Origin of the sequence: Phyllobacterium sp. YR531, assembly GCF_000282595.1 — a bacterium.
In the GTDB taxonomy this organism is placed as follows: domain Bacteria; phylum Pseudomonadota; class Alphaproteobacteria; order Rhizobiales; family Rhizobiaceae; genus Phyllobacterium.
Genome location: NZ_AKIZ01000004.1, coordinates 20,535 through 37,419, shown reverse-complemented (window position 1 = coordinate 37,419; position 16,885 = coordinate 20,535). Strand labels below are relative to the sequence as shown.

At 53.5% G+C, this 16,885-nt stretch carries 17 protein-coding genes; 15 read left to right on the top strand and 2 right to left on the bottom strand.

The genetic code is table 11. From position 1 onward, the window contains the following. The 6 genes from PMI41_RS02390 to PMI41_RS02365 are packed head-to-tail and all read left to right on the top strand — an operon-like array spanning position 1 to position 6,347. On the top strand, positions 1-1,026 hold the full coding sequence (locus PMI41_RS02390) for a glycoside hydrolase family 3 N-terminal domain-containing protein (protein WP_008121382.1): 1,026 nt from the start codon (positions 1-3) through the stop codon (positions 1,024-1,026). Between the two features lie 22 nt (positions 1,027-1,048). Continuing rightward, positions 1,049-2,701: an ABC transporter substrate-binding protein gene (locus PMI41_RS02385; RefSeq protein ID WP_008121380.1), complete on the top strand. Its 1,653-nt coding sequence runs from the start codon at positions 1,049-1,051 to the stop codon at positions 2,699-2,701. A 52-nt stretch (positions 2,702-2,753) separates the two neighbouring features. After that, complete coding sequence (locus PMI41_RS02380; RefSeq protein WP_008121378.1) at positions 2,754-3,734, top strand: ABC transporter permease; 981 nt, start codon at positions 2,754-2,756, stop codon at positions 3,732-3,734. Next, positions 3,731-4,624 (top strand): ABC transporter permease, encoded by an 894-nt coding sequence (locus PMI41_RS02375; RefSeq protein ID WP_008121377.1) that lies wholly within the window; start codon positions 3,731-3,733, stop codon positions 4,622-4,624. The genes PMI41_RS02380 and PMI41_RS02375 overlap by 4 nt, the downstream gene beginning before the upstream one ends. Then, positions 4,621-5,436 (top strand): ABC transporter ATP-binding protein, encoded by an 816-nt coding sequence (locus PMI41_RS02370; RefSeq protein ID WP_008121376.1) that lies wholly within the window; start codon positions 4,621-4,623, stop codon positions 5,434-5,436. Before PMI41_RS02375 ends, PMI41_RS02370 begins: the two co-directional genes overlap by 4 nt. After that, positions 5,433-6,347 carry an ATP-binding cassette domain-containing protein gene (locus PMI41_RS02365; RefSeq protein ID WP_008121375.1) on the top strand — a complete coding sequence of 305 codons (915 nt, stop codon included), beginning with the start codon at positions 5,433-5,435 and terminating at the stop codon, positions 6,345-6,347. Before PMI41_RS02370 ends, PMI41_RS02365 begins: the two co-directional genes overlap by 4 nt. Positions 6,348-6,350: 3 nt before the next feature. Here the strand turns inward: PMI41_RS02365 and PMI41_RS02360 are convergent, their stop codons facing one another. Continuing rightward, positions 6,351-7,127, bottom strand: coding sequence for a hypothetical protein (locus PMI41_RS02360; RefSeq protein WP_008121374.1), 777 nt, complete (start codon positions 7,125-7,127; stop codon positions 6,351-6,353). A 256-nt stretch (positions 7,128-7,383) separates the two neighbouring features. On the opposite strand from PMI41_RS02360, the gene PMI41_RS02355 reads away from it, so the two are divergent. Together PMI41_RS02355 and PMI41_RS02350 are read left to right on the top strand one after the other, a co-directional pair. Continuing rightward, the gene (locus PMI41_RS02355) at positions 7,384-8,481 is read left to right on the top strand and encodes an HPP family protein (protein WP_008121373.1); all 1,098 of its coding nucleotides are present in this window, start codon (positions 7,384-7,386) and stop codon (positions 8,479-8,481) included. A gap of 116 nt (positions 8,482-8,597) precedes the next feature. After that, positions 8,598-8,948, top strand: coding sequence for a DMT family protein (locus tag PMI41_RS02350; RefSeq protein ID WP_008121372.1), 351 nt, complete (start codon positions 8,598-8,600; stop codon positions 8,946-8,948). A gap of 208 nt (positions 8,949-9,156) precedes the next feature. Here the strand turns inward: PMI41_RS02350 and PMI41_RS24915 are convergent, their stop codons facing one another. Beyond that, positions 9,157-9,327 (bottom strand): hypothetical protein, encoded by a 171-nt coding sequence (locus PMI41_RS24915; protein WP_008121370.1) that lies wholly within the window; start codon positions 9,325-9,327, stop codon positions 9,157-9,159. Between the two features lie 253 nt (positions 9,328-9,580). On the opposite strand from PMI41_RS24915, the gene PMI41_RS02345 reads away from it, so the two are divergent. The 7 genes from PMI41_RS02345 to PMI41_RS02315 all read left to right on the top strand — a co-directional run bounded on the left by PMI41_RS02345 (position 9,581) and on the right by PMI41_RS02315 (position 16,845). Beyond that, positions 9,581-9,853 (top strand): hypothetical protein, encoded by a 273-nt coding sequence (locus PMI41_RS02345; RefSeq protein ID WP_008121368.1) that lies wholly within the window; start codon positions 9,581-9,583, stop codon positions 9,851-9,853. Positions 9,854-10,317: 464 nt separating this feature from the next. Beyond that, entirely contained in the window at positions 10,318-11,307 is a 990-nt protein-coding gene (locus PMI41_RS02340) for a helix-turn-helix transcriptional regulator (RefSeq protein WP_008121366.1), read from the top strand. A 60-nt stretch (positions 11,308-11,367) separates the two neighbouring features. After that, the gene (locus tag PMI41_RS02335) at positions 11,368-12,540 is read left to right on the top strand and encodes a polysaccharide biosynthesis/export family protein (RefSeq protein WP_052025815.1); all 1,173 of its coding nucleotides are present in this window, start codon (positions 11,368-11,370) and stop codon (positions 12,538-12,540) included. Positions 12,541-12,583: 43 nt separating this feature from the next. Next, entirely contained in the window at positions 12,584-13,450 is an 867-nt protein-coding gene (locus tag PMI41_RS02330) for an FkbM family methyltransferase (RefSeq protein ID WP_008121361.1), read from the top strand. A 40-nt stretch (positions 13,451-13,490) separates the two neighbouring features. Then, positions 13,491-14,813 carry a glycosyltransferase family 1 protein gene (locus PMI41_RS02325; protein WP_008121359.1) on the top strand — a complete coding sequence of 441 codons (1,323 nt, stop codon included), beginning with the start codon at positions 13,491-13,493 and terminating at the stop codon, positions 14,811-14,813. A 15-nt stretch (positions 14,814-14,828) separates the two neighbouring features. Further along, positions 14,829-15,998, top strand: a complete 1,170-nt coding sequence (locus tag PMI41_RS02320) for a hypothetical protein (protein WP_008121356.1) — start codon at positions 14,829-14,831, stop codon at positions 15,996-15,998. 145 nt (positions 15,999-16,143) lie between these two features. Beyond that, positions 16,144-16,845, top strand: a complete 702-nt coding sequence (locus PMI41_RS02315) for an outer membrane protein (RefSeq protein WP_008121355.1) — start codon at positions 16,144-16,146, stop codon at positions 16,843-16,845. Positions 16,846-16,885 lie beyond the last annotated feature (40 nt).

Below are 16,885 nucleotides of genomic sequence, written 5' to 3'. Positions count from 1 at the left end.
TTGTCCACATCCACGCCTCTCGCCCTTTTCGTCGGAATTCCCAACACGACGCTTTCGGCAGATGAGATCGCCCTGTTTCGCGAAACCAACCCCTACGGTCTTTTCGTTGGACGCCGCAACCAGAAGGAACCGGCGCAGGTCAAAGCCCTGATCGAAAGCTTCCGTGAAGCGGTCGGCCGCGACGATGCTCCGGTTTTCACCGATCAGGAAGGTGGGCGCGTGCAGCATCTCGACGCCGGACCTTGGCCATCTTTCCGCAGCTTTGGAGAATTTGCTGAGCTGGCACATCGCGATCTTGAGCTTGCCAAGAAGGCGCTGCGTCTTTCCTCCCGCGCCATGGGCACGATGATGAGCGAACTGGGGCTGACCAGTGGCTGCTCACCCGTGCTTGATCTGGTGTTCGCAACGACAAGCAGCGTCATCGGCGCGCGCTCCTTCGGTGCTGACCCTGAACTGGTGGCCGCGCTTGGCCGCGAAGTTGTCTATGGCCTGCTTGAAACCGGCAATATGCCGATCATCAAGCACATTCCCGGTCATGGCCGCGCAACGCTCGATTCTCACAAAGAGCGCCCTGTCGTCGATGCCAGCAAGGAACTGCTGCGCGCCACCGATTTCAAGCCATTCGTTGACCTTAAGGATACGCCTTGGGCAATGGTGGCGCATGTCGTCTATTCCGCCTTCGATAAGAAACTTCCAGCATCGGTTTCGCCGACCATGCTCGATGTTATCCGCAATGAACTTGGCTATGACGGCGTGCTGATTTCCGACTGCATTTTCATGAATGCGCTGGAGGGCACCATGCCGGAGCGCGTCAAGCAGGTTCTGGATGCAGGTTATGATATTGCCCTGCACAGCCACGGCGACCTTGCCGACAGCGAGGCAGCCGCGAAGGCTTCGCGGCCTCTAACTGAAGAAGCAATCCGCCGGATCGATGCCGGTAAGGCGCGTGTCGGCTCACAGAAAGTCAATGTCACCGAGGCTCACGCCGAAGTGGAAGAAATGTTCGCAAGCGTACTTGTCAGCTAAAGCCAATAATAAGGGGAACATAATGTTCAAGAACACTTTGCTTAGCGCCGTATCCGCACTTGTCCTGCTCTCCGGCCCGGCCGCAGCGCAGACTGTGCTGACGGCAAATATCGAGCCTGCAACTACTTGGGTTCGCAACTTCAACCCGTTCAACCAGACATCGGCACGCCAAAGCACGCTCGACTTCATCTATGAGCCGCTCGTCATCTTCAACCGCTTCGACAATAACAAGCCGAACTATCGTCTGGCGGAAAGTTACAAGCTTGCCGACGATCTGAAGAGCATCGAGTTCAAGCTGCGTCCCGACTTGAAATGGTCGGACGGCAAGCCGCTCACCTCTGCCGATGTCAAATTCACCTATGACTATCTGAAGAAGTTTCCGGCGCTCGATTTCGTCAGTATCTGGAAGTTCATCGATGGTGTTGAGGCGGTAGACGCCCAAACCATCAAGTTCACGCTGGTCAATCCAAGCTCACTTGCGGCCGAACAATTAATACAGGTTCCAATCGTTCCCGAGCATGTCTGGAAGGATATTGCCGAGCCAGTGACATATGCCAATGAAACGCCTGTTGGCAGCGGCCCGCTGACAGAAATTCCGCGCTTTACCGGCCAGACTTATGACCAGTGCCGCAACCCGAATTACTGGGATGCCGCGACATTGAAAATCGATTGCATGCGTCTGCCGCAGCTTGCCGACAACAACCAGATTCTCACGGCAACCGCCAGCGGTACGCTGGATTGGGGCGTCTCCTTCATCCCCGACGTGGAAAACACCTATGTTGCCAAGGACAAAGAACATTTCCACTTCTGGTACACGCCGAGCAGCATGGTCGCTTTCCTGTTCAATCTCGAAACAGCCAATGAAGCCAACCGCAAGGCATTCAATGACATCAAATTCCGTCAGGCGGTCAGCATGTCGCTCGACCGCAAGGCGATGGTGGATGTCGCAGGTTATGGCTATCCGACACTGAATGAAGACCCTTCCGGATTGGGCGAACTCTACAAGAGCTGGTCGGACCCGAAGGTCATTGAAGAATTTGGAAAGTTTGGTCAGCACGATGCTGATGCTGCCACTGCTCTGCTCGATGAGGCAGGCTATGTGGACAAGGATGGTGACGGCTTCCGTGACAATCCGGATGGTAGCAAAATCTCGTTCACGGTCATCGTGCCAAGCGCATGGACCGACTGGATCGATACGGTGCAGATTGCCATAGAAGGCCTGCAGGCATCCGGCCTCGACGTGAAGGTCGCTACACCGGAAGAAGCCGTGTGGACGGCAAACCTTATCGGCGGCAAGTTCGACATGGCAATCAACAGCCTCCCGGCAGCGGCATCGCCTTACTATCCTTATCAGCGTGCCTACAACCCGACAGACAAGGGCAAGACCCGCTTTACCGCGCAGCGCTGGTTCAACACCGATCTCGACAAGGCGCTCGTTGACTTTACCAAAACTGCTGATCCCGCAGCGCAGAAAGAAGCAATGAACAAGGCCCAGCGCATTGTTGCTGAAAACCTCCCGATGCTTCCTGTTTATAACAATCCCAATTGGTATCAGTATAATACGAAGCGCTTTACAGGCTGGTCGACTGCGGAAAACCCTTTCGTGAACCCGACCATCAGCCGCACCAATCCGGCGCGTCTGCTTCACCTGCTCGCATTGAAGCCAGTTAATTAAAAAGACCAGCAGGAGCGGCCGCAACGCCGCTCCTGCATTTTTGGAGAAGCATATGGCTTTCCTGATCCGCCGTTTTGGATTCTATCTGGCAGCCTTCATTGCGGCTGCCACAATCAATTTCTTCCTGCCGCGTCTCATGCCGGGTGATCCCATCCAGATCATGTTTTCGAGCGCAGGGGCGGAGCTTTCCCCGGAAAACCTGGACGCGCTGAAGCTGACCTTCGGCTTTGTCGACGGCCCGCTATGGCAGCAATATCTGACCTATCTGCAAAGCATATTCACTGGCGATCTTGGCCGCTCGATCAAATATTTCCCCCTCCCCGTTACCTCGGTTCTCGGCAATGCGCTGATCTGGACAGTTGGCCTGATGGGAACAGCAACCATTGTCAGCTTTACGCTTGGCACCTTTCTTGGCGTGCTGGCAGCGTGGCGGCGCGGTAGTGTTTTCGACATCGTAGTGTCGGTCGGCGCGATCTTCGCGACCTCCGTGCCTGCAGTCGTGACATCGCTGATCGTCCTGTTCTTCTTCGGCTTTACGCTTGGCTGGTTTCCGACCGGCTATGCGGCTGATCCATCGCTCGATCCGAGCTTTTCGCTGACCTATATCGGCAGCCTTCTCTATCACGGCATCCTGCCAATGCTGACGCTGTGCACTGTACTGACCGGCGGCTTTGCAGTGACCATGCGCAACAACATGATCAATCTTCTCGGCGAGGATTATATCGTCATGGGACGCGCCAAGGGCCTTTCCGACAGCCGCGTCATGCTCTGGTATGCCGCCAGAAACGCGCTGCTGCCGACAGTCAGCAGCCTTGCCATTGCCATTGGTACAGTGCTCGGCGGCTCGCTGGTGACGGAGGTGGTGTTCAACTATCCGGGTCTTGGCAATATTCTTTATCAGGCGATCCTCGCCCGTGACTATCCCGTGATTCAGGGCCAGCTTCTCATTATGACCGTTGCCATGCTGATTGCGAATTTCATCGTTGACGTCAGCTATGTCCTGCTTGATCCACGCCTGCGGGGTACGTCATGATCAAGGTGCTTTTCACCGGCCTGACACGTAACCGTAAAGCGCTGATCGGCATGATCATCATTGCCTTCATCGTTGTCGTGGCATTGGCCGCGCCCTTGCTGACCGAGTATAATCCGGCTTCGCGCGTTGGCAGACCGCATCAGCCACCGTCAGCCGATCATTGGCTGGGAACAACGCGTATCGGGCAGGATGTGTTCTCCCGGCTTATCCACGGCGCACAAACTTCGCTGGCCGTTGGTTTTGGTGCTGGCCTGCTTATTACGGTGCTTGGCACGGCGCTTGGTATCATCGCCGGTTATCGCGGCGGCAAGACGGATGAGGTGATCAGCTTTTTCACCAACATGGTGCTCGTCGTACCCAACCTGCCATTGCTGCTTGTGCTTGCTTCTTTCATAGGACAGGCAAGCCCGCTGGTGATTGCCATTATTCTTGGCTTTACGTCATGGGCGTGGGGCGCACGCGTTACCCGTGCTGAGACGCTTTCGATCAAGCACAAGGACTTCATCAAGTCCGCAGAGATGATGGGCGAGCCGCGCTGGCGCATCATGATGTTCGAGATATTCCCCAACCTGATCTCCATTGTTGGCATCAATTTCATCGGTAGTGTCATCTTCGCGATCATTACCGAAGCGACGCTGGAGTTCCTCGGGCTTGGCGATCCCAAGACCGTTTCCTGGGGCATGATGCTTTATAATGCACAGAAAGCATCCGCGCTTTCCGTCGGTGCGTGGTGGGACATCCTGACGCCTTGCTTTGCCCTGGCACTGCTCGGGATAGGCCTGTCACTCCTGAACTTCGCTGTCGACGAAATCGCCAATCCGCGACTTCGTAGCGGAAACCGGCTTAATCGCTGGACCGCATTGATCCGTTCGGGAGATGGCCGCCTGTGACCCAACCCCTCCTATCGATAAAGAATCTCACCATCGACTATATCGGCGAGAATACCGATTTTCGCGCGGTCGATAATGTCAGCTTCGACGTTGCTGCCGGTGAGATTTTCGGGCTTGCCGGTGAGTCCGGTTGCGGCAAGAGCACGATTGCCTTCGCCATCAGCCGTCTGCACAAGCCCCCGGCACTGATCCGCAGCGGGCAAATATTGCTTGAGGGTCGCGATGTGCTCGATCTCGACATTCAGGCGTTGCGCAGCTTCCGCTGGCGCGAAGTGGCGATGGTGTTCCAGAGTGCGATGAACTCGCTCAATCCTGTTCTGCGCGTTGAAGCACAGTTCTATGACGTGCTTCGCACCCATCAGGGCATGAACCGCAAGCAGGCGCGTGAACGCACGGCGGAAATGCTGCGGCTGGTGGATATCCAGCCTGATCGCATGAGCGACTATCCGCACCAGTTTTCCGGCGGCATGCGCCAGCGCATCGTCATCGCCATATGTTTGGCGCTCAACCCGAAAATCGTGGTAATGGATGAACCGACCACTGCCCTCGACGTGGTGGTACAACGGGAAATTCTTCAGCGCGTCAATGAATTGCGAAAGAAGCTCGGCTTCTCTGTTCTGTTCATCACCCATGATCTTGGCTTGATGGTACAGGTCTGCGACCGCATCGGGATCATGCTGGAAGGCAAGCTTGTCGAGCAGAATACCGCGCAGGAAATTTACGCATCACCGCAGCACGATTACACGAAGAAATTATGGGCTTCGTTCCCCTCGCTGCATGGATCGAAGACCGCGGAGGCTTTCGCATCATGAGCGCAGGCAGCGAACCAATTCTCAAACTCGACCGTGTCTCCAAGACTTTCGGTAGCGTGCCATATCTGGTCAAGGCAGCACAGGCGGTTTCATTCGAACTTCATCCCGGCCGCACTTTGGCGCTTGTCGGGGAATCCGGAAGTGGCAAGACAACCTGCGCGCGTCTGGTGATGCGGGAGTATGAACCCAATGAGGGCGAGCTGATCTTCAAAGGCAAACCTGTGCAGACCGGCAATGCCAAGGCGTTGGCTGATTACCGGCGCTCGGTGCAGATGATCTTCCAGGACCCGTTCTCATCGCTCAACCCTGCACACACCATCGCCTATCATTTGCGCCGCCCGCTGCAACTGCATCAGCGCGATCTGAAGGGCAAAGACATTGATGCAAAGGTCAACGAATTGTTGGAGCGGGTGAAGCTCGATCCGGCGCTTGTTGCTCCCAAACACCCGCACGAGCTTTCGGGCGGGCAGCGCCAGCGGGTCAACATTGCCCGCACGCTGGCAGTCGGTGCCGAGGTGATCGTGGCGGATGAGCCGACTTCCATGCTGGATGTGTCGGTGCGGCTTGGCGTGCTCAACCTTCTCAACGAGATGAAGCGCGATCTCAAGCTGGCGTTGCTTTACATCACGCATGATATCGCCACGGCGCGCTATGTCGCTGAGGATATCATCGTCATGTATGCTGGACAGATTGTCGAATGGGGCAATATCAACAAGGTTATCGACAACCCGCAGCACCCCTATACAAAACTGCTGCTTTCGGCTGTACCGGACCCGGAAATCCGGTTCGATGACCCCAGGGCGCATCTGCAGACTTCCGATGTGGATGAGGTACGACGCATCTCCGCTGTTCCGGATGCACGTTCAATCTGCATCGACAAGGATCATTTCATCCGTCAGGTAGGCGCTTAGGTTCTACTGGGCACCGACGGCACGGGGCGGATAGGCCGCCTGCTCCTGCACTGGCTTGGCAGCGCCGGAAATCGACCCTGTTGTCATGCGTGATATGCGGGAGCGCTGTTTTCCCGGGATAAGCATATCCTCGTGCACCCACCCGATCATGCCTGTCGTCGGCACGGCTATGTGATGCCACTTGCCGGACTTGCTGTAGGAACGCATTTCACGCCCTTTCTCGACGGAACCTGTCGATGCGGCACCTACCGATGCACTACGCCGCAGAACCAGCTTGTCTCGTGCATAAACCACCGATGGTGCCATGCCAGGCACATTGACGCCACGAGGAGGTTCAGCAACCGCTTTGCCTGTAGCGAAAACAGAGTTCTGCTGGCGTTGAACAGGCTGCAAGGATGCCTGCTGCACGGGCTTTGCTACGGCGGGGTTCGGTTGCGGTACGCCCACAGCTACAGTGGGGCGTGGTACTGGCGAGGGCAGAACATCCGAGCGACCATTTTCCTGACGGGCAGCTGTTGTTTTCACAGTCTGCTTCACTTCTTTCTCTGGTCTTGCCACCGCCATGGGGGATTTCGGCACAGTTGCACTTGCCACAGATCTGGAGCTTGTCGCAGGCGTTTTGTTCGCCTGTTCCTTTGTCCAGAAAGCTAAAACGCCAACGCCGCCCATAACCGCCACAGCAAGCAACAGGCCGACTGGCGACCAGTTTTGCGAGGATCTTGATGAGGATCGCTTCGGTGAACGGGATTTTGAGCGAGTGCGACGCTTTTTCTGGGCCATTCAGTCCTGCCGTTTTTCAGCCCTTGATGGGACCGGGTAAAGTCGGAATATCGAATCGCGATATGTCCTAACCTGACAGGGCTTTCTTGGTATTTGGTTACCAGACCCGCCACGATGATCAGATAGTTGTCGGATGCGTTGCAACCTGGAAATCTTTTTGCGTGTATTCCACCATTGCGGGTATGAAATCCCTTTTCATCGGGTTCCAGACGCCGTAAACGCGGGTATCAGCCTGAGAGCCGCCGGAATTTTCCCAATGCGCCAGTTTTTCTTTTCCAAAGGTCCGGACGGGACAGAGCGTTTTCGCCTGTTCGTACCGATCCTTGCAGGCGCAACTTTGCGCGAGAGAATTATTGGGTGCATCGGTGCATTGATCGGCATCGGCCTGACGGGGTGGATCTGCGGTGCTCTTTTCGGCAGCGGGCCTGCCGTACCGCTGATCGTTGCGCCGGTTGGGGCTTCCGCCGTGCTATTGTTTGCTGTGCCTGCCAGCCCCTTGGCACAACCTTGGCCAATCATTGGCGGCAATACGATTTCCGCACTGGTCGGCGTTACGGTTGCTCATTTCGTACATCAGCCGGAATTGGCAATCGCGCTTGCCGTTGCTCTGGCAATTGCTGTCATGTCGGTAACGCGTTCCCTGCATCCGCCGGGTGGCGCAGCGGCCTTGACCGCAATTATTGGCGGACCCGCGGTCCTTTCATCAGGATTTCTCTTCCCATTCGTGCCAGTTGCGCTCAACTCCGTGCTGCTTGTGGCTCTGGGTGTCGTGTTCCATAGACTGGCCGGCCGCTCCTATCCGCATAAGGCCGCCGCTCCCGCTACCAATACCCATGGGACACAGGACCCGCCAGCCCCGTTGCGCTCAGGATTTCAAAGTGAAGATGTCGACAATGCCCTGCAGGCGCTGGACGAGACGTTCGACATAGAGCGAAGCGACCTTGATGTGCTGCTGCGGGAAGTTCAGGTTCAGGCCGCCGTGCGGCGCCATCGTGCATTGCTGTGTGGGGATATCATGTCACGCGACGTGATAAAGGTGTCCGAGGATACGAGTGCGGACGAAGCACGAAACCTGCTGCTTGCACATAATATTCGTGCGCTACCCGTTCTTGATCATTCAGGGCGGCTGCTCGGCACAGTTGGCCTGCGTGAGCTGGCAAGCGCAGACACATCAATCAGGGAGTCGCTCAGCCCCGCGGTGACTGCCAAGGTTGACGATCATGCCATGAAGCTCTTGCCCATGCTGACAGACGGCACGACCCACGCGGTCATCATTGTCGATGAATCCCGGCTGGTATTGGGATTGATAACGCAGACTGACCTGCTTGGTGTCGCGTTCAACTCCTATCTTTGATCCGTTGCCAAAGCGCTGCACTGCCTGAAAATGCGAAAGCGTTTAGTATTGCCCATCGTTTGGCAGCGTTGACTCTGGTATCACCATGAAATCCAAGCCAACCCATAGAGGTTTTCATGCCGTCTTTCGATTATATCCGTCCCATCCTGCTGCTGCTCGGGTCAAACGTATTCATGACATTTGCATGGTACGGGCATCTCAAATTCGGCAATAAATCACTGATGCTGGTCATCCTGGTCAGCTGGCTGATTGCTTTCTTCGAATATTGCCTTGCAGTGCCGGCCAATCGTTACGGACATGAGGTCTATTCGGCTGCCCAGTTGAAAACCATACAGGAAGTCATAACGCTTGTGGTCTTCGCAGGCTTCTCAGTGGCCTATCTTGGCGAGAAGATAACAATCAACCATGCGGTGGGATTCGCGATGATTTGCGGCGGCGCATTCTTCGTATTCAAAGGGCCACTGTGATTGAATTGCGGAATTTGTCTGGGATTGTCGCAAAACTGCGACAATCCCAGCGCCTTTTTTTCGAGCCGGGGATGACAGGCCGCAAAAATGCAGGCTAACAATATATATTGTTGCTCTGCGACCAGAAGTTGCAAGCAGCGATCAAGTAAAAACAAGGGGGGAGAGCTTTCGTTACAAATCGCCGCCAAGCTCGAGACATGCTGCGGGACTATGCCTTCTTCATGGCCAGTTCGTTGCTTGTAACAACATCGCCCCACAGACACATGAACGCACCGCATTCAGCACAATGCACCGGCGCATCGCTTTCATCCTCATCCGGGACCGTCGTATGACTGGTTTTGCACTCGTGGCATATGATCTCTCGATCAAGGTTTTGCATAATTACACTCCACGCGGAGCTCGACTGAAATGAATAAAGCATGTCAGGATCGTTACTTATTGAACTGCCCGCAAAGAGACAATTCAATACAACTGCTAGTAACCATAACACATCTTAATTAGCAAAGACATGCTTGCAGACATTGCAATAAACAAACGAATCCCCCTGTAATTAATGACTTCTGGACTGAATTTATCTGGAGGAAGACTGTCACGCTGGCGGAGGCAGTCCAAAAAATGACGAGAATAAGCTGATGACGGAACACGAAAAACTGATCGAAGCGGTGGCAAAAGCCATTCATGCCTACCGCAGTACGGGCACCCAGGAATGGGAAAAGATACCCGACTTTATTCGTCAGACTTATCGTGATTATGCCAATGTCGCGCTCCCCGTCGTCTATGATGTGCTTCGTGATCCGACGAACGAAATGATCGATGCCGCCAACCGCGCCCGCCCCTCCGTTACCTCGCGGACCATCCAGGCAGCCATCGAAGCATCGCCTCTCAATCCCGAGAATCGAGACTGAGGACGTAAATCGGCAATCTCCTACAATCCGCACCAACAGTACAAATTGCGTCGGACGTAAAGCGTCCAGACGATATGCGTTGCGATTCTTTCAGCCAAAATCCGCCCGAAGTTTCGAACTTGAATAGTATATTCATATATCTGTTCGATTTTTTGGGTTAAGCAAACATACATATTACGACAAGAAAGTATTATAAGCGTCAAAAAGTAATTTCTCGTCAAACATCTTCGGTTAAAATCGCTTTGTCTGCGTATTATTCAAAAAAATTTATTGCCATATGTAAGGCGATGAAGCAGTCTCTAGGTGAGAAAGTTGTAAATCGGATTGTTTACGAATTTTGAATACAGCTATTCTTAATGAACTGTACAATATTGATAAAATTGCAAATAAATCCCTTTGGTTCAAGAACTGATCATTAGTTTCGTATGAAACTGGTTAACACGGTTTAGGTAATTGGAGGAAGTATGTACGACAATTCTCTAGGTAGATCTGATTACAAGTCTTTGACTGTAGCGGACGATACTGATCGGGATGCAGAAGCTCCGGATGAGAAATGGCGTTGGTCCTCTTATAGCGATGACAAAGGCAATATTGGATACAGTCGTAATCTTTATAAACTGCACCAGACCACAATTATCTACGGCGAAACTCATGGCCGGCTGGAGATGATCTCCAAAGGAGCTTCATCGACTCTTAGTTTTCTCTTTGTGATCAAGGGAACTATTGACCTTGTCGACATGAAGAAGCGGAAAATACAAACATTGGTAGCCGGCAATGCAACAAGCATCATCGACCGGCCAGATGTGAAGGCTAAAATCCATCCCGGATGCTCCTGGGTTGCCTATCGGGTTCCGATCACAACACTGAGGGAATATTTCGAACGCTTGATGCACAGACCCTATTTCCAGGAGCAGGCTTTTGCACCGCTCCATGATTTCCGCTCAGGTGGTGCCGCAGCTCTGTATCAGACACTTTGTTACGTGAGTGAGGATCTGGCCAACGCGACCAACTCGACACGAGACGTTCTGACCAACGTCTACGAACGCCTACTACTTGCGAAACTGTTCATGACGAAACCTGACAACGTTAATACCCTCAACAATTTGGCAGGTCGCCGGATATCGCCACGCTATTTGCAGCGTGCCGAAGCCTTCATGCGCGAAAACATCCACAATGCGGTGACTCTCGACAATATTGCCGATGCGGCAGGTTGTAGTGCGCGCGCGCTACAGAGAATGTTCAAGGAATATCGCGACACAAGTCCAATGCACGTATTGTGCGAGTACAGACTATCTGCAGCGCATGAAGCAATCCTGAGTGGCAGTGCACGCAATGTCACCGATCTCGCCATACACCTGCAGTTCTCCAATCCCGGACGCTTTTCGTCACTTTACCGCAATGCCTATGGAATGAGCCCATCGGCTATGATGCGCTTTCATGAAAAGAATACCTGACACATGCCGCGAATGCTGTTTTGTACCTTGCGTAGCCTGCCTTCTTCAAAACCACTCACCATGGCTCGATTGACTGTTTTGCCACTTCTGGTGGCAATGGCAGTTTCTGTTTCGGGCTGCATTCCCCGGTCGGGACCAACCACGGGTGACATTCTCAACCAGCGGAAGACATCAACAAACCTGAACTATGCGCTCGTCGACATTGGCAAGGACATACTGAGCTATGCGGGAACCCGCCCGCGGGAGAGTCTCGCTGCCAAGTTCGGCGCTGGACCACGTTCTAGCGATCTGCGAATTGCGGTAGGCGACGTTGTCGGGGTAAACATCTGGGAAGCACCTCCCGGCAGCCTCTTCGGCGGCAATATTACAATGGCGGGGTTCCAGCAACCTTCCGGCAGTTCCACGACAATTCCTGCTCAAACCGTCTCCGGTAATGGTACGATAGCCGTACCCTATGCAGGCCGCATCAAAGTTATCGGCAACACGCCAACGCAGGTTGAACAACAGATAACCAAGGCACTGGAGGGCAAGGCTGTTCAGCCACAGGCCTTGGTGACCATTCAGCGCAGCACCGCCAATGCGGTAACCGTGACGGGCGAAGTCGCCGCCGGCGCAAGAATATCGCTTACAGGTGCCGGCGAAAGGGTTCTCGATGCTATTGCAACCGCAGGTGGCATTCGCGCAGCAGCAAGCGACAGCATGGTCGGGCTAACCCGCAATGGTGTTGTTGCCCGTGTTCCCTTCGATGTGATGCTGGAAAATCCGGAAGAAAACGTCCGCTTGCGCTCCGGTGATCTGATCACAGTGGTTCGCGAACCCCGTACGTTTCTCGTGTTCGGCGCTGCGGGCCGCAATGCGGAAGTTCCGTTTGACGCTTCCCGTATTACCATGGCCGATGCTTTGGCAAAATCTGCCGGCCTGAACGATCAGCGTGCGGATGCGAGTGGCGTATTCGTCCTGCGGTACGAATTGGCATCCATCGCAAGACGTTTCATCCCGGAAGGCAACCCGATCCTCAGCAAGGGCGAATACATACCCGTGGTCTATCGCTTTAACATGCGTGATACCAACGTGATGCTTTCCATGCAGCGTTTCGAAATCCAGCCGCGCGATGTGATTTATATTGCCAATGCCGCTGGCGCAGATGTGCAGAAAATCATGGCTATCTTCCAGGGCGTAAGTTCTCCTGCAATCAATGCAACGTCATTCGGCATAACTGCGAGTCGTCTCTGAAAACTGTTCTTGTCTATTACCGCGTACTGGAATGAGAGAGCGCATGCCGTCATTGCTTCACCTGCACGAGATAGCAAACCTGAAACGCCTCGATCTCGAGGCGGCAATACTGGGACTTGCAAACAACGCTTATCTCGGAGATCACACTGCCATAGCTCGCGTGCTAGGCCGCTACAAACTCTATATTGACACGAGGGATCGTGGCTTCGGATCGCATATCCTGCTCGACGGTTACTGGGAGATTTGGCTGACACAGTTTTGCGCCCGCAACGTGCGTGCAGGCATGACCGCCATCGATGTCGGAGCCAATTTTGGCTATTATTCAGTGCTGCTCGCAGAACTTGTTGGTGAAGCAGGGAAGCTTATCGCGGTAGAGCCCAATCCGCATGCGGCTGACTTCCTGAAAAGAAGCCTCGACCTGAACGGCTTTACTCCCCGTAGCCAGGTTATCGAAATGGTGCTCGGCGGTGCCGGATCCAGTAGTGCAAATCTTTTCATAAGGGATCATGAGCCGAAAAACGCGACAGTTGTGTCTCCGGCTTTCAACACTGAAAATGCCAGCCAGCAAGGTGGCTACCTTATCGAAATTCCGGCCGTGACCATGGATGCACTGTGCACGCCGCTCGACCGGGTTGATTTCATCAAGATCGATGCAGAAGGCGCAGAAGAGAGTATTTTTTCTGCCATGGACGAAACAATAATGCGTCACCGGCCAATGATTGTAGTGGAGTTCAATGCAGCGCGTTCCGCTAATAGCGCGCAGTTCATCGAAAGGCTGACAAACATCTACGGAAAAGTACGGCGTCTCGATTTCAAAGGCTATGCCCAACCGGTTACAGCTCATGAATTGATGACGCAGAATTATGGCCAGGATTGGCTGCTCGTGCTTTCGGACAACGAACCTGCATGAGGCCATTGGCCTTGAATACCGCTGAAAGGATGCCGCCTTGGTGAAAACCATCCTCTATGATGGACTTAATCTATCCCTGCAGAAGGGTACAGGCGTGGCTACCTATACACGTGGCCTGATTCAAACTGTGCGCAGTCTGGGACACCAGACGGGTATCGTGCACAGTGTCCAGAGCAAACTGCCCCGCAATCCGGCTCTACGTGAAGTCGTGCTTTTTGACGATAACTCAAACAGGAAACTCGGCCCTGTCGCACTTGGCAAACGCTGGGCACGCCGCCGGATAGGTGCGCCTTTTGGAGTCACGCCAACACATGTTGAACTGACGGGAACCGTCATTCTCAAATCTCTGCAGGGCAATGTACTGGACTCCGAATATCTTTATGCGAATAACGACCTGTTTGCTACGGCGCGGCAGCACTTCAAGAATTACGGGAAAAGCCTGCCGCTTTCATTCGCTCACAGACCGGATCTTCTCCATTGCACCTATCCGATACCGATGCGGGCGAGAAAAGCGCTGAACATTTGTACGATCCATGATCTGGTGCCGTTGCGCCTGCCCTATCTTACCGAAGATAACAAACGATACCACTACAAGATGCTGACTCATCTTGTGAAATCCGTCGATCATATCGTCACGGTTTCGGAAACATCGCGTCAGGATATCATCCGTTTTCTCGGTGTTGAGGAAAGCCGGGTAACCAACACCTATCAGGCTGTGCATGTTCCGCTGGAGCTGCGTGAAAAGCCGCAGGATGTGGCTGCTGACGAAATTGCCGGAATATTCAATCTGGACTGGAAAAAATACTTTCTGTTCTTTGGCGCATTCGAGCCGAAGAAGAACCTCTCACGTCTCGTCGAAGCCTACCTTTCGGCCAAGGTCGATTATCCTTTGATCATTGTAGGTGCGCCGGGCTGGAAAGGCGATCAGACACAACTGTTGATTGAAGATGACCGTTTCCGTTTCTTCCTTCAGCAGGATAACCGCATAACGCCCGGCAGACGTATTCACCGTTTCGATTTTGTTTCTTACAATCTGCTCGTCAGCCTGATCCGCGGCGCGCGGTCTGTCCTCTTCCCTTCTCTATATGAGGGGTTCGGACTTCCCGTTCTGGAATCAATGCAGCTAGGCACACCGGTGCTGACTTCCACAGAAGGCTCGGTTCCCGAAATAGCAGGCGATGCCGCGCTCCTGATCGATCCCTATAATACGGAGTCCCTTCGCAATGCCGTACGTGCACTTGCCAATGATCAGGACCTTTGCGACCATCTTGCAGAGCTTGGCCCCAAACAAGCCGCTCAGTTTTCACCCGAACGCTACCAGCAGTCGATAGCCACGCTTTATGATAATCTATTAGGGAGCTAGGGAGGCCGAAGTAATATGACACTTTTCGTCGCCTTCGGGCTGCCAGGAACCATGTTCTCTTGGGGTACTACTGCACTCAGCGCCATCGCCCATGAAGTTTTCGGCGACTGCAATACCGTTAAAGTAGAGACACTGGCCGAACTGCAGGAGGCATGGCGAAACCGCACCAGCGAAGCGATGATCATCACATCGCATTATCCGGACAAGGAGCTTTGCGACTTCCTGATGCGGTCAAGAGCGCCATACCTCGTCTTCACAGAAGACGTAATGGACTCGATGAACTGGTTATCACAGACAACCGGAACGACCGATATACCGCTGGTACGCGCCATGTCCGCAAGTATTGCCTGTATCTCCCAAATCCGTTCACACCCGTTGATAGTCGCGGTCCAGCGCCAGAAAATGGGACCGGTACAAATACACCGTATACTTGGTCACTTCTGCCGGACTCTAGGGATCAATCTCTCCAAAGATGGCATAGTTCGCTGCCTTGAAAAACTTGGCGCTGATTTCTCCGGGCCTGCACCTGATCTTTCGCGTATTCCAACATTTGAAGTATCGGCAAAGAAACTGGACGCCAACTATATGCCTCCCGGTGCCGAGTATGAGGCGATATCGCCGGACATCCGCGCTATTGCGCTTGATGTGCTCAAGCCACTCGATGGCTCGATCATGCGAACACCGATCAAGCAGATGATCTGGCCCCTTCAAACCTTCCTGCTAGCCGATAAGGAGGGTGCAAGTATTGTCAGCGAAATCGAACTTGTTGGACGTGCTCGCTGTGTCGTCTACGGTCCATACTTCCATCTGCCGCCCGGCGAATGGACTGCCCGTTTCTCGTTGCGCATCGATACTGAAATCTATGGCCAGATATTCACCATCGAGATCCATAACTCGGAGCTGCTGAGCAGGATTCGCATTCGCCCTTCTCAAACCGGGTCATTCATTGCCGAGGCACAGTTCCTTGTTGAACGCGCCAAGGAGCCAATAGAAATCAGATTGTTTACAGAAAGCGGATCCATCGAAGGTTCGATTGCGCATTGGTCGGTTGAGTTGATTCCGGAAGAACAGCCAAAGCGGGAGAACCGTCCGGAAAGGCCCTCTATACTTCCCAAGAATGATCAGGAATTTACCACAACTGACGCTGTGGAATCAAAAGAAGAAACGTCTGCGAGTGCTCCATAACCAATCACCATTACGTTCAATACAGATTACGTCAATTAAGCACATTTAACGAATATCTTTAGCATTATCGAGCTAACTATATTGTATTCACAGTATTTATTCTGTGCAAGTATAAGTTGAAGTTGCACATTCAAAGGTGAATCTCATGCGGAATTTCAACGTTATCGGTCTATTCTTGTCAGCATTGGTTGTTTCGGGGGGCGCGCATGCCGCCGATGCTGTCATTGAAACTGCTCCCGAAGCTGTCTTGGCTGATCCGGGCTTTGTCTGGACAGGTTTTTATGCAGGTTTGAATGCCGGCTACGGCTTCGGTGGTGATGACCGCGTCGGAATTCGTAGTGGCGGTGATTTCATCGGCAATATCGGCACGATTGAGCAAAGCGGTTTCGTCGGTGGTGCACAGATTGGTTATAACTATCAGATCAATAACTTCGTTCTCGGTATTGAAACCGACTTCCAAGGCGCTGGTCTGGACGACACAACCTCTGGTGAACTGGTAGGCGTCGACATTCATGCCAAGTCGAGCATCGACTGGTACGGCACACTCCGTCCCCGCGTAGGTTACGCTTGGGATCGCACCCTGATCTACGGTACAGGTGGTCTCGCCTATGGCCGCGTCAATTACAAGATGTCTGCTGATGGCGATCAGTTTATGAATGAAAAGAAGACACGCGCAGGCTGGGTTGCCGGTGCAGGTATCGAACATGCTTTCACAGACCATGTGACTGCAAAGCTTGAATACCAGTACATCAACTTTGGCGACTACACTGTCGAAAGCGAAGGCGTATCGACACGGGCGTCACCTGACTTTCATAGCATTCGCATCGGTCTGAACTACAAGTTCTAACCTACAAACACAGTTCGGTAATGAATTAACTCTTAACAGG